The following is a 13923-nucleotide window of genomic DNA, read 5'->3' on the forward strand; positions in this document are numbered from 1 at the left end:
GGTAAGCATGTTCTTCTACGGTCCTACGTTCCAGAAGACGCTGCTGCCGCGATCATGAAACGGCTTACGCACCACGTGCGGCGTAATAATAATCAGTATTTCATTGTGGATGCGCTCTTTTGAGGTTGAACTTAACACATTTTTCAACACGGGAAGGTTGCTGAGAATGGGGAAGCCCTGAACGGACCGCAGCTCCTGCTCACTCATCAATCCCATAATTACGGATGGCTCGCCATCATGCACAGTGATGGTTCCAACATAAGAACGGCTGGTAATGTCCGGAATGCTGTTGATCTGTAGCGTTCCCAGGCCTTGAATTTTAAGGTCTGTCACCAGCGTTATATCGCCGTTCGAGTGGTAGTGCGGAGTTACTTTCAGGGTTATTCCCAGATCTTCATAGGTGAACTGCGGCGTGTTTCCTACCTGTATCTGACCGCGTGTGCTGAGCGCTACATTGCTGAATGTGCTGTTTACGATAGGAAATTTTGTGCCGACGCGAAATGTGGCGGCCTCACCGTCAATGGCTCGTAGCGTCATCGCCTCCAGATTGGTAGCGATGGAGGAATTAAAGGACAGCTTCGCAGTGATCGGAGGAGCGGTGACCCCCGTCAATCCCTTGCCTTTGCCGAAAACCAGAAACGGCCCCAGCAGAGGAGAGCCTGCCAGATTTGCCAGCGCTGATGGCGAAATGGTGCTGGGATCAATGGTTCCGGTGCGGTTCAGCTGATCGATGACGCTTTGCGCGTCTGAGCCCAGCACTCGCCGGATTTCTGAAGGGATGTTGAATACCTGAAAGCTGGTCGGCAGGTTCAGGCCCATGTCCCGCAGACCGTCGGTATCGATTTCATATTCCGTCACCTCAAGCGACATCTCAGGCTTGGCGTCCATCAAGTTATCAAGCAGGCTCGCCGCTTCTTCCACCTGTTCCCGGGGTGCGCGCACAGTGATGGTATTTTGGCTCGGCTGAATGCTGACCAGCTTCATGTCCAGGATGGTGCGCATCACATTGACAAGATCGTTCAGGTCCGTCTGCGCAGATACATTGCCGACGTAAAAAGTACGCAACGCCAGCCGCTCATATTGCTTTCTGGTCTCGACCGTGTCGCTGGCCACCATGGCGTCATGGCTGGAAATGGGAGACCAGAAAGACTTTGTCATTTTGCCCGCAATGTCAGTTGCTGTGTAGAAATCTACGTTATCCAGGTCAAAGCGAATGACCCGGCTGGCCAGGTTCTGGTCAAATTGCATGGAGATGCCAAAAGCGGCGCCAATCTGGGTATAGAGCTGCCGGGTATCGCCCTGGAGATGAAAACTCTTTCTTCCCGGCTGAGGTTGCAGGTTGATCTGGTCCACCGAGGCGAGCAATTGCAGCACGTGTTTGTGTTCGGCGTCGCCATCTGGCGGCTCCACGTCACGCAAGCGCTGGGCAGCATAAGCATTCTGCGGGTCAATAGCCAGCGCCATGCGAAAGCGCTGTGCAGCGCCCGCGGGGTCGCCCGCCGCGGCCAGATGGTTTCCCGCTTCCATGTGATCGCCGACGATCTGCTGCCGCAGCATTTCGCCCATGGTCATAAATTCCACGTTGCCAGGCATGAGCTCCTGGGCTTTAAGTACTGCTATGAGAGCGTCGTCGGGCTTGCCTGCCCGCTGCAAGTCCTGCGCATTCTTGAATTCTTTTTCCGCATTTTTTTTGTCTTCTTTGGAAACCAGGGGAGTCCCGACGGACTTGGGTTTATCCGCGGCCATGCAGGCGATGCAGATAAACAGCGACAAGATGGCGAACAAGGTTTTCATGCGGGAAACATCATTGTATCGTCATTAAGAACGATTCATGGCAGGAATATTGCGACCAATTACTGAAGTTTGTGAAGCATTCAACCGGTAAATGCCAGCAAATCAGTGCCGCAGGCAAAGCATGCGTCGGGATTATGGGCCTGAAGCTGGGCAAAAGAGTAAATGCCGGTCGCGATCGCAATCACCGGTACGCCCACTTTCCGTGCCGCCTCAATATCGGACGGCGTATCCCCTACTACAGTCACAGATGCTTGCTCGCTCAGGCGCTGACGTGCCAGATCAATTCCGTGCTGGAAGATTTCTGCACGCATCTCTCGCGGAAAGGAAAATGACCCAAATGCGAATGAGGGCCTCAATTTGGCTTTTTCCAGCTTGAGCCAGCCCACCGTTTCCAGATTTCCTGAAGCCGCTCCCAACAGCTTGCCCTGGTCTTGAAGATATTTGATCAGTTCCAGAACTGATGGGCAAAGCTCAGGATTCAGATGCTCGTGGTTTTGCTGCACTTCGGCGGACATCCGGGCCACAATCTGCGGCATGTGCTTATCAATGGCACGGTCGCGCAGGCCTGCACGTTGCAATACGGCGCGCAGGATACCTACGTCGGTGTTTCCGTGAACGGGCACGCCCTCAATACTGGCTTCAATCCCAAGGACTTCGCGTATGGCCGTGCGGAAGGCAAAATAGTGGACCGCGTCCCGGCTGTTAAGCAGCGTGCCGTCAATATCGAAGAGAAAAGCATCGGAGCTGTCCCAGCGGAATCCGGGACGCACGAACGCTCTTCCTCCATCAGTATCTGGAGCCAGGTTTGACACGTTAAATTGGATTCAATTTCAGGGAGAGCCGCGTGCTAGCGAACCAGCTTTTGTTTGTCCAGCAGCGCCGGCTTTTCGCTCCGTACAGGCCGCCTTCCACCATCGCGGAGCTGGCGCACATCCAGCTTCAACTCAGTGATCGTCCGGCTGAGTGTGTTACGGTGCATGCCCAATTCACGGGCGGCTTTGCACTGGTTTCCCCGGTTCTGCTGCAGGACGTTCATGATGAAGCGCTTCTTAAATTCCCGCACGGCTTCAGAGTAGAGAATGCCGCTGCTATACATTTGCGCTACGAGTGCTTCGAGCTGGTCCTTCACAGAGTCTCCTCACTTTCCAGATGCGCCAATCTTTTGTTTGTGTCGCTTCGCCTCAAACCACCAACAGCTTTCTTGGCATGGTGTTCGGCCTCGCGACTTATTCACTTCTTTGTCGCTCCCGGACTGGGCCCACCGCGGAGTTTGATGATTCCAGCGCGAAACTTCTCGCGGACATCGGACGGCGCCAGCCAGCTTGCGCCACGTCCCGCCACCAGAAAGTATCCTGCCAGTTGTGAGCCAGACAGCTGTTTCGACTCAGGTACAAAAGCCGTAATCGCCATTAACCCGGCAGTCACGATCACCATGCCGCGAACAAAACCAAACGCCGCTCCCAGCGCGCGATCAACGGATCGGAGTCCTGCTTCGTGCACCATCCAGCGGGCTATCCTTGCAAGAGCGCCCGCCAGCAGGACCACCGACACAAAAATCGTAAGAAAGCCCGCCAAGTCCGCAAATGCGGGCAACTTGACGTACTGCAAATACCACGGGGAAAGCTTGCCGTACCCCCACGCCGCCAGCAAATACCCCACCACTGCACCTGCCAGGCAGATAACTTCAAAAAAGAACCCCTGGGCCGCTGCCAGAAGGGCCGATAAGAGCATGATCACGAGGATGATCCAATCAAGCGCATTCATGCCATCGGCTTCTCAACCTGCGGGCAGCTCGCGTCCCGCTAAAATCCTGTATGCCTCTATGTACTTCTCGCTGGTCTTCCGCGCAACATCTTCCGGCAATGAAGGCGCAGGAGGCTGCTTGTTCCACTTGATTGCCTCCAGATAATCGCGAACAAACTGCTTGTCAAAGGATTCCTGCGCTTTGCCTGGCGCATATTTATCGGCCGGCCAGAAACGCGATGAGTCCGGTGTAAGGACTTCATCCGCCAGGATGAGGCCCTGAGACGTCTGCCCGAACTCGAATTTGGTATCCGCGATTATGATGCCGCGACCGGCTGCATAGTCGGCTGCCGTCTTATAAATCTTTAACGTTAAATCGCGCAACTTCTCTGCCATCTCTTTTCCCGTGCGCTTGGCCATTTCCTCGATCGAGATATTTTCATCGTGGCCGCTCAGCGCCTTGGTGGCAGGCGTAAAGATCGGTTCAGGCAGCTTGTCAGATTCTTTAAGGCCTGCCGGGAGCTTAATGCCGCAGACCGCGCCGGTCTGCTGGTACTCTTTCCAACCCGACCCGGAAAGATATCCGCGCGCCACGCATTCAATGTCAATCATCTGCGCTTTGGTTACCAGCATGGAGCGGCCGCGCAGGTCATCGGCATATTTCTTTAGCGGAGCAGGATACTGGTCAACGCTGGCCGTGACCAGATGGTTCTTGACCACATCTTTCAGGAAATCAAACCAGAAAAGCGAGAGCTGCGTGAGCACGCGCCCTTTTTCCGGGATACCTGTGGCCAGAACATAATCGAACGCTGAGATGCGATCGGTGGCGACGAACAGAAGTTGTCCGTTCAGATTGTATAAATCGCGTACCTTGCCGCGAGCATGGAGTGTAAGTTCAGGAAAATCTGTCTGTAGAAGAATTCGGCTTTGTGCGCTTTGACTTGTCATGGCAGAAATACGTGGGCGAGGACGTATTCTAGCCTCTCAACTATTTTTGTCAACCGTGGAAATTACAAATTTCAAACATGCAAATGAATACACTGCGCAAAAAAAAGCCGGGAATTGCACAAGCCGTGAAACCCGCATGAATCAAGGATTTTCTTGCATTGATTTTCACGGGACTTTGTAGTACCGGTTACTAAAAATTAAACGTGCGCCAAAAAATATTTTTTCAAAATACAAAAATATCGATCTCCAGAATTTCGCGGCGCATCTGGCTGCGGACTGCAATTGAATGCCGATTCAGAAAATGCGCTTGACGAGGAAAAAAATCTTTGAGCCAGTTCAAAAGAAAACTACGGGCGGATCTCGACAGTGGTTCCCACCGGAACCAGCTTCCAGATTTCTTCAATCTCAGCGTTGGTGACGGCGATGCAGCCATCGGTCCAGTCGGTTTGGCGGTGCAATGGCCCCAGATAGGCAAATGGCCTGGCGAGTCCATGAATCATGATTGCGCCGCCTGGTCGTGCACCGAGGCTGCGCGCCCTTTGTTGATCTGCCGCGCTGGGATAGGAGATGTGTAGCGACAAATGGAACTGGCTATGCTGGTTCTTTGCATCGATCATGTAATCGCCCTCGGGTGTTTTATGATCGCCCTCAACCCGTTTCGGGCCGATAGGGACCGATCCAAGAGCCACTTTATAGGTCTTGAGAACTTTGCCCCCGTTGAGCAGGGTCATTGTGCGAGCAGATTTCAAGATGACAATTTTATCGGCCTGAATTGAGGGAGCAGCTACCGCACAACACAGTTCCAGGATGAGGAGAACTGTGAGCTGAATGCGGCGGTCCAGAATAATCACTTAGACGTTTACGCCGACGCTGCTCTTTGAATTCCGCTTTCCGCGCCAAACTTCACGGAGACGATCTTTGATACGCCCGGCTCCTGCATCGTCACTCCATACATCACTGGCGCAATCGACATCGTTTTCTTGCTGTGCGTGATGATGATGAACTGTGTCTGCACGGCCATTTCCCGGATCAGTTCCGTGAAGCGGCCGATGTTAGCTTCGTCCAGCGGTGCGTCCACCTCGTCTAAGATACAGAACGGGCTGGGCTGATACTGGAAGATGCCGACCAGCAGTGACAGAGCGGTGAGCGCTTTTTCACCGCCGGAAAGCAGCAGTACGTTTTGCAGCTTCTTGCCCGGAGGTGAAGCCACCACGTCAATGCCGCTTTCGGCTGTGTTCACTTCGTCCGTCAGGCGCATGAAGGCCTGTCCGCCGCCAAAGAGCTTGCGGAAGGTAAACTGGAAATTCTCATTGATGCGGTCAAACGCTTCCTGGAATTTCTGGCGTGAGAACTCGTCGATCTCCTTGATGGTGGCCTGCGTGTTCTCAATGGACTCCAACAGGTCCTTGCGCTGCGTCTCCAGAAACTGGTGGCGCGTCTCGGTCTCCTTGAATTCTTCCAGTGCCATCATGTTCACCGGACCCATGTTGTCCAGCTTCGTACGCATCTCGCGATAGCTATTTTCATCCAGCGCAAGCTGCTCGCCTTCCACCAACGGAATTTCTGTGTTGGCGCGGAGGTCGTCTGCGCTGATGCCGAGCTCGTTCAAGCAGGATTCAGCCATGTGCGCCAAGTCAGACTGCAACTTGGCCAGCAGCGTGCCGATCTCACTCTTGCGCTCACGCGCGGCGTCCAATTCAATACGTGCGGCTTTCAGTTCTTGATCGATTTCGGCAATACGTGCGCGGACCTGGTCAGACTCATGCTGAAGCTGTACTCCGGTGGCTTCCGCCGCAGCTTTTTCAGTGCTCAGCGCTTCCAGACGGTCCGCGATTTGCATGTTCTCCGCTTCGCGCTGGACTTTCTCTGCAGCCGCAGAATGGATCTGCGTCTGCAATGACTCGACCCGCTGCTTGGCTTCGGCTGCCAGTGCTTCAATCCGTTCCAGTGCAGATGCCGCTGTGCGGCGACGCTCTTCCACCACAGCGAGATGCGCCGCAGCTTGTGAAGCAGTCTGCGCGGCTTCGTCACGCGCCGTCTTCAAGGAGACTAACCGTTGCTGCGCGACCTTCATCTCGTCTTCCAGCGCCTGGCGTTTCTGTTCCAGCGCTTCCGCCTGTTCGCGCTTCTTTGCGACAACAAGTTCTTTCTCGTTCCGGGCTGACCGCGTCCGCTCAATCTCCAGGCGATAGGTGTTCAGGCGCTGTTCCGTGCGCGCCAGATCAGACTCCATTTGCTTGAGGGCATGGCCCGAGGTAAGGGCCTGCTTTTCCGCCTCGCGGCGCTCTTCTTCCAGCGTGCTCAGCAGCTTACTCAGTTCTGTGAGTTCACGGCCAAGAGTCTGCACACGCGCCTGCTCGTTCCGGATTGCCGCTTCCAGGTCAGAAGCGATCTTGCCAATCTCACGCAGTTCGCGCTTGAGCGAAAGAGGACCTTCTTTGCGCTGCTTGCCGCCTGTCACCGTTACGTTGTGGAAGCACTCGCCGGTGGCGGAGAGGAAATATGCGTCGGGGTTTTCCAGCGCCAGGTTGCGGGCAATGCTGGCGTCGGCGGTAATGTAGCCATCGCGCAGCTTGGGCAGCACAACTTCAAGCGACCGGCCAAAGCCATCCAGCACGCGGATGCAGTTCTTTAGTGAGACGAGTTCTTCTCGCCGCTCCGAAGTCGGTGGCGGCGCGTCACTGGCGGCGAAGGAAAATTTGGCTTGCGCGTCTTCAGGATGGACAAGGAAAGTCGCGCGGCCGTCAACGTCTGATTGAAGCAGACGCATGCCTTCATTGGCCGAATCCCAGGACTTGACCACGACGTAATTTAGTTCGTCGCGCAGGAATTCTTCCACCACGCCTTCATAACGGGTTTCGACTTCAAGGAAGTCTGCCAGCACGCCGGCAGGGGTGAATCCATGGCCCATGGCGTTCGACTGGAACAGGCGCTTTACGGATTCCGTGGAGTAGCCGTGCTCATTGATCACCGATTCCAGCGAGCTTTTCTTGCCCAGAGCAGTAGCATACTCGGCGCGAAGAGTATCAAGATTGCGCTTGCCATCTTCTTCCTCCTTGCGCTTGCTTTCAATGAGCCCGCGAATCTCCTGGATACGAGTACCCAGAGCAGCGGCGGTTTGCGTGATGGTTTCAAACTCAAAAGCGATCTGTCCGCGCTTGCCGCCGAAGCTTTCAATGTCAATCTGCGCGGCGGTAGCCTCGCGCTCAAGCCGCATGGCTTCGCGATCCAGCGCGGTCATGTGCTCTTCTGCCTGGATCACCTGATTACGCACCTGCGAGGCCGAAGACATGGCTTCCATTACGTTCTGGCGGCGCGCTTCTTGCTGGCGTTCAAGATCGGAGAGGGCAGTGGCCGCGTCCTGCGAAGACTGCTGCGCCGCTTGCCATTCATGCTGTGCTGCGGCAACTTCAGAAGCCGCGGATTCGGCAAAGCTGCGGTTGGTTTGCACTTCTTCAGTCAAGGAAAGCAATTGCGCTTGCGCACGCTCGAGTTCGGCTTGGGCTGCTGCAGAACGCGCGTCCAGCTCAGCGCAACGCTCCTGGTTCGATCCACGGCGGGAAATAGCGCGCTCAGTCTCAACGGCCAGGGCATTCATTGTCTGGCTGTTGTGCGCGATCTCGCTTTCAATGGCGTAGCCGCGTTGCGTGCGCTCTGAGAATTCTGTTTCTTTGGCGCTCACGGCCTCGGCATGTCCGCGAATCTCTTCGCCAACGGCTTCCAGCGAATCGTTCAGCCCGGCTTCATCGCGGCCCATCTGGGCGAACTTGCTGGCCAGCACCACGCGCAGCTTTTCTTTCATCTCGTCGCGCAGGCGGGCATAGCGCTCAGCCTTGGAGGCTTGGCGCTTGAGCGAGTTCATCTGCTTTGTGACTTCGTCAAAGATGTCATTGATGCGGGCCAGATTGAGTCGCGACTGTTCCAGCCGTGCTTCCGCCAGCCGCTTTTTGGTCTTGAACTTGGTAATGCCGGCGGCTTCTTCAATGATGGCGCGGCGATCATACGGCTTGCTGCTCAGGATCTGGCCAATACGGCCCTGTTCGATGATGGCGTATGACTCCGGCCCCAGGCCGGTGCCCATAAAGATGTCCTGAATGTCACGCAGGCGGCAGAGCTTGCCGTTTAAGAGATATTCGCTTTCGCCGGTGCGGAACAGTCGCCGCGTGACCATGATTTCGCCTTTGGCGAATGCCATGGGCTTGAACTTGCGGCGGCGGATCTTGAGGACCACAGCGCCGTTGGTCTGCGCGGCTTGGGCATCAGCTACATCGGGCTCGGTCGAAGCTGGTTGTCCTGCCGTTGCTTGTGGCGATCCTTCCTGCGTCGCATCTGCGGTGCTTTCTTCGGCTACAGCAGTAGCTTGAGCATCCGACGGCTCGCCTTCCATGCCCTCTTTCCAGTCGAGTGGACCGGGCTGCACTTCCGCGACGTGGGCTTCAGTGGCTTCAGCGGCATTGGCGCGGACAGAAGCCTCATCCCAATCGTCTTCTGACGGCATGTCATCCCGGACGTCGATTTCTGGCTGGGCGCTGACCTCGCCCTCATACACCTGGGGATCAATCAGCGTGAGCGACACTTCAGCCATGCCGGTGGGCTTGCGGTCGCGCGTGCCGGCAAAGATTACGTCTTCCATGCGCACGCCGCGCAGGCTCTTGGCGGACTGCTCTCCCAGCACCCAGGAAATGGAGTCAGAGATATTGGACTTTCCGCACCCGTTGGGACCCACCACGGCGGCAATACCTTCGCCCGGAAACTTCAGCTCCGTGCGGTCACAGAAGGACTTGAATCCAAGGATTTGCAGCTTCTTAAGTTTTAGCAACTTCCTACTCCTTCAGGAATGGCCAATGGTCGCACGACTGTGGCTGGCAGGTGCGTTTTTCTCTTTCGGCGCTACCGGCTGGAGTAGCTAACCCGCGTTCCAGCTAGAGTACCCAGAGAGTTACCGGGGGTCAAGAGCAAAGCCCACAATATGTTGTGGATAAGTGCGCCTGACCACAGGATGTCGCACCACTTGTGCAACCAGTGACCAAAACACTCCTGTGAGGTTTTATTTAAGAGGACGGAAGAATCGCGAGAGCTACACAAACTGTAGCGCGAATGGTGCAGGGAAGCAAGGTGGCTTAAGGCGCGAATTGGTACACCAGAGTGCAAGGGGCTAAAGGATTAAGGTGAATTGATGAGATCGCTGGGATCGCGCGTGATCGGAAGCGCAAGGCTCAAATGCGGCAAGAGGGGTTTACCCGCGGATTTGCGCAGGTGAGCGCGGATAAAAAAGCGGATCATGCAGGTCGTCGGGCAGGCCAAAGCGCTTAGCTACGCGATCGCCAATTGCAAAGGCGCAGCGACCGTGTCCCGGGTTGCGTATTCGATGTGAAGCACGCGGCGAGGTTTGTCCGATTGGGATTTCGACGAAGCGTGAATAAGGAGAGGTCGCATTACTATGACACCGCCCTGCTCGACCAAGCATGTTACATGCTCTATCTGGCCGACAACGGTTTCAACCTGCTGATCACTCAAAACACCCTGGCAATGGCTGCCTGGAATCACCCGCAGTGGACCATTTTCCTGGTTCGAGTCATCTAGATGTAGCCGAAGCGCCACAACCCTTTCCAACGCACTGGCTAGAGCGTGCGCATAAATTATGCCTTCTTTGGTCGACCATGGTCCCCAGCCCGGCGTTTCCTGTCTTTCGCGAAGTGGCAGGGCGGTGCCCTGATGCCAGGTAATCAGCCAGTTTGCCATCGAGGACTTGTCAAATAGTGTGGCTTTGAAGGGAAAAGCATCGCGGCCTAGAACCGACTGTGCGATCCCAAGCAAGCGCAGATCCGCTGCCAGCTCGGCCACAACCGGATTGCTTAATAAATGTCGCACGCCCGCTCTAGTGCGCTGCGATGTTGACTCTTCTAAACCAAGGAGCAAGCAACGGATGTCTTCAGCAGTTACGACTTGCGGAACAATGGCGCAGCCATCGTCGGCAACGCGAAGAGAGGCAGCGTTCGGTTCTTCGATCTCCCGATCACGTGCGATCACCAGATCACCTGATCCTCTTATGCTCCCAGCTTCTCAAAGAACCCGATGATCGATTCAATCCCCCGATAGAAGTTGGGGATATGGAACTTCTCGTTGGGCGCGTGGAGATTGTCGTCGGGCAGGCCAAAGCCCATCATTACGCTGGGGATTTTCAAAACGTCCTGAAAATCGGTCACGATGGGAATGGAGCCGCCGGAGCGGATAAAGACCGTATCTTTCTTAAAAACGTCATGCAACGCCTCGGTGGCAGCTTTGATGTACTGATTGTTGGTGGCTACCACGCAGGCTGGGCCTTTGCTGAAGACCTTGACGTTCGTCTCAATTCCCTTGGGCGTCAGCTTCTTGATGAACTTGGTGTATTTCTTCAGGATGTCGTCAGGGTCCTGGTTGGGCACCAGGCGCATGGAGACCTTGGCAAAGGCGCGGGCGGGGATTACGGTCTTGGCTCCGGGAGCGGTAAAGCCGCCGGGCATGCCGTGGACTTCAAGCGTTGGGCGGGCCCATGTGCGATAGAGCACGGAATAGCCGGGTTCGCCGGTCAGCACTTTTGAACCGACTTCAGTCTTGCGGTAGTGCTCTTCATTGAACGGCAGGCGCTTCCAAGTCTTGAGTTCGTCTTTGCTCGGCGCTTTCATCCCTTTATAGAAGCCGGGAATCAGGATCTTGCCTTTGGAATCTTTTAGCTTGCTGATGATCTCGATGAGCGCAAAAAACGGATTAGGCGCTGCGCCGCCGTACATGCCGGAATGCAGATCAGTCTTGGCGCCGACGGCTTCGATTTCGGTATAAACCAGGCCGCGCAAGCCCACGCAGAGCGTAGGAAGATTGGGCGCGAAGAGCTCGGTATCGCAGACCAGAGCGAAGTCGGCTTTCAGTTTGGCTTTTTGCGCGCGGACGTAAGCCGCGATCGACTCGCCGCCAACTTCCTCTTCACCTTCGATAATAAATTTCACGTTGAGCGGCAGTTTGCCGTTGTGTCCACGCATGAGCGCTTCCACGGCCTTGATTTCCATCCAGAGCTGGCCTTTGTCGTCCACGGCGCCACGGGCGTAGATGTTCTGATTGCGCTCAGTGGGCTCAAACGGCGGCGAGAGCCATTCATTCAGCGGGTCGGGCGGCTGGACGTCATAGTGTGCGTAACAGAGTACAGTGGGCTTGCCCGGCGCGTGCAGCCAGTCGCCATAGACGAGCGGATGGTTCTTGGTTGGGATGACCTCAACGTTTTCCAGGCCGATGCGGCGCATCTCGTCGGCCACGAACATGGCTGCGCGGCGGACATCTTCTTTGTGCTCCGGCGCGGTGCTCACGCTGGGGATGCGGAGCAGGTCTTTTAACTCACCTAAAAATTTCTGCTGGTTTTCTCTGGCGTAAGTGACTGCGGATGAAGCCATATGCGTCCTCCGGGACAGATGAATGAACCTTTCAGTATATCGCGATGTTGCGGGTGAAGCTTTGTTGCGGGTACAACCATATCGTGAAAAGCTCCTACTCGACGGCCGTAGCGGGTGTTGCGCTTGCGCTCCCCGCGTATTGGGGACTGATGCTGGATGGTGTCCCGACGCTCCGCTGCCCATTTCCAACGCTTACTGTCATCCCTGCGCTCTTTCTTTCGACAGGTCGATTGACCTGGCTCGCAGTGCTGGTACCCGCCGGATTGTTTTTCTTGTGGAACCCCGGCCTTTTTCATGGCAAAGCAGATATCCCGAGGCGCTCATGGATCTTGCTTTCCGTGCTGACGGTTTTAGCCGTTGTGTATTTTGCCGGTAGTTGGAGTTACGGTTTGCAATATCAAGGGAAGCGATTTACCTATGGTATTTGTGCGTTGAATGCGGGATGGCTGGTGCTTCTCTGGACGATCTTTATGTGGAGGGGGAACAAAAAGTCATTCACGAATAATCTGATTCTGCACTGGCTGCTGTTTGCCTGGCTTGGCTGGTATGCCTTTCCTTATCTCGGAGAGTTGCCGTAAAGCCTTCAGTATATTGCGTGCGGGCTATTTCTTCGGTTGCTCCGCCCCAGCATCCACCCAATATCCCTTGCGCGCGTTTACTTTATACTCTGGCCTGTTCTTTACTCGCAGTTCCAGCGCATGGAGACCCGGGTGCAGCGACTGAGGACGGAAGCTCAGGAAATAATAGTTCGGCACATCATTGGAGATGGTGATCAGGTGCTGGGCAAGGCTCTTCGAGTCTTTGAAGGCAAAATATTCGCCGCCGGTCAGTTGGGCCACAGACTCAGGCACATTGCGCTTGAGGCCGTCTTTTGCGGCGAGGAAGGCGATCCTCGCCAGCCGCAATGGCGGAAGCAAATCGCCAGCGCAATCCAGTGCTTGCGCGGCGCGATTGCCGTGCGCATCCGGATCGGCCTTAGGATCTTTGCTCATACAGCCGCCCGGCTTGTAGGGTTCGTTGGAGTAAGAGGTTCCTCCCGGCGCAGGCAGCTTTGATTTTTCGTGCTTCACAGCGGCTCCTGTGGTGGAAAAACCGAAGCTGTAGATTGCCGTGTTCGTCTCCTCTACCGCGCGAACGGCATCCTCCAGGCTTGTCTGGCTGCCGCTATCCGCGGTCTCGCTGAAGAGCAGGACGGCGCGACGGTAGGCCGGCGGCTGATTGCGCAGCAGCTGAATGCCGAAGTTGAGCGCGTCAAGAATGGCCGCGCCCGTATCACCATCGGGAAGGTCGGCAATCGTCTCGGCAGCCGCGTCAGTGTCTGGGGTGAAGTCCTGTTCGATGCGAGGCTTGCTGTCAAAAGCGATCACAGCAGCGCGATGTGGCACGCCACCAATGACCGCGTCCAGTATCGCCCCCAGATTGCGATAATCACGGAGGTGTGCTGCACCCTGACCTCCGGTCTGTACGATGACGGCCAGCGCAAGGGGCTGCCCGAGCGCGCCTTCTTCAATCCGCACAGGCTGAGGAACGCCGTTATCTGTGAGGATGAAATCGTCCGCTGTAAGCGAAAAGACAATCCTGGCAGCCTTGCTTTTCACCAGTACCGGCACAAGCACCAGATTCGAGCGCGAGGTGAGGGTTGGGAGTTGAGAGTCGGGAAGGGGCGTTTCTTTGCTCTGAGCACTGGTCGTCTCGAATGCAAAAGGAAGCATCAACGCAATGATAAAAGCGAGTTTCAAACGATTCGTCCCTGAGATCTTTCCTTACATCAATAGGTACGCTTGCGGACCAGGAAATTGCAAAATAATGATCAAGAATCAGCTTACACGGTTGCTGTTATTCAGGTGTGATTGCGATTGCGTTTCGGATCATTACGTCTATTCGAGATCGGCCAATTGGCGGACGCGTGCCCACTCAGAAGTGAGTCCGAGTTCGGTGACCATGTTTCGATGTAGGGCGATCGACGGAGGCATGCTGCTTTCTTGAAGACGGCAGCAACATCTTCCGCTGAGATGCA

General features: G+C 55.6%; 11 protein-coding genes. 1 reads left to right on the top strand and 10 read right to left on the bottom strand.

What is annotated here, in order from left to right; translation table 11 throughout:
* Positions 1-15: 15 nt before the first annotated feature.
* From LAO76_01570 to LAO76_01610, 9 genes are all read right to left on the bottom strand, one after another.
* Positions 16-1794 carry a type II and III secretion system protein gene (locus LAO76_01570; protein ID MBZ5489604.1) on the bottom strand — a complete coding sequence of 593 codons (1779 nt, stop codon included), beginning with the start codon at positions 1792-1794 and terminating at the stop codon, positions 16-18.
* An 80-nt stretch (positions 1795-1874) separates the two neighbouring features.
* Entirely contained in the window at positions 1875-2564 is a 690-nt protein-coding gene (locus tag LAO76_01575) for an HAD hydrolase-like protein (GenBank protein MBZ5489605.1), read from the bottom strand.
* A gap of 77 nt (positions 2565-2641) precedes the next feature.
* Positions 2642-2923 (bottom strand): histidine kinase, encoded by a 282-nt coding sequence (locus LAO76_01580; protein MBZ5489606.1) that lies wholly within the window; start codon positions 2921-2923, stop codon positions 2642-2644.
* Between the two features lie 101 nt (positions 2924-3024).
* The gene (locus tag LAO76_01585; GenBank protein MBZ5489607.1) at positions 3025-3558 is read right to left on the bottom strand and encodes a CvpA family protein; all 534 of its coding nucleotides are present in this window, start codon (positions 3556-3558) and stop codon (positions 3025-3027) included.
* Positions 3559-3570: 12 nt separating this feature from the next.
* A complete protein-coding gene (locus LAO76_01590; GenBank protein ID MBZ5489608.1) occupies positions 3571-4485 on the bottom strand; it encodes a phosphoribosylaminoimidazolesuccinocarboxamide synthase in 915 nt (304 codons plus the stop codon).
* A gap of 347 nt (positions 4486-4832) precedes the next feature.
* Positions 4833-5216, bottom strand: a complete 384-nt coding sequence (locus LAO76_01595; protein MBZ5489609.1) for a L,D-transpeptidase family protein — start codon at positions 5214-5216, stop codon at positions 4833-4835.
* Positions 5217-5344: 128 nt separating this feature from the next.
* Positions 5345-9304, bottom strand: coding sequence for a chromosome segregation protein SMC (gene smc, locus LAO76_01600; GenBank protein ID MBZ5489610.1), 3960 nt, complete (start codon positions 9302-9304; stop codon positions 5345-5347).
* A 494-nt stretch (positions 9305-9798) separates the two neighbouring features.
* On the bottom strand, positions 9799-10515 hold the full coding sequence (locus LAO76_01605) for a phytanoyl-CoA dioxygenase family protein (GenBank protein MBZ5489611.1): 717 nt from the start codon (positions 10513-10515) through the stop codon (positions 9799-9801).
* Between the two features lie 17 nt (positions 10516-10532).
* Positions 10533-11906, bottom strand: coding sequence for a dipeptidase (locus LAO76_01610; protein MBZ5489612.1), 1374 nt, complete (start codon positions 11904-11906; stop codon positions 10533-10535).
* Between the two features lie 83 nt (positions 11907-11989).
* Here LAO76_01610 and LAO76_01615 point away from each other — a divergent pair, with 83 nt between their 5' ends.
* Positions 11990-12484, top strand: coding sequence for a hypothetical protein (locus tag LAO76_01615; protein MBZ5489613.1), 495 nt, complete (start codon positions 11990-11992; stop codon positions 12482-12484).
* A 24-nt stretch (positions 12485-12508) separates the two neighbouring features.
* Here the strand turns inward: LAO76_01615 and LAO76_01620 are convergent, their stop codons facing one another.
* Positions 12509-13618: a VWA domain-containing protein gene (locus tag LAO76_01620; GenBank protein MBZ5489614.1), complete on the bottom strand. Its 1110-nt coding sequence runs from the start codon at positions 13616-13618 to the stop codon at positions 12509-12511.
* Positions 13619-13923 lie beyond the last annotated feature (305 nt).

It is taken from the genome of Terriglobia bacterium (assembly GCA_020072645.1).
Taxonomy (GTDB): domain Bacteria; phylum Acidobacteriota; class Terriglobia; order Terriglobales; family Acidobacteriaceae; genus Angelobacter.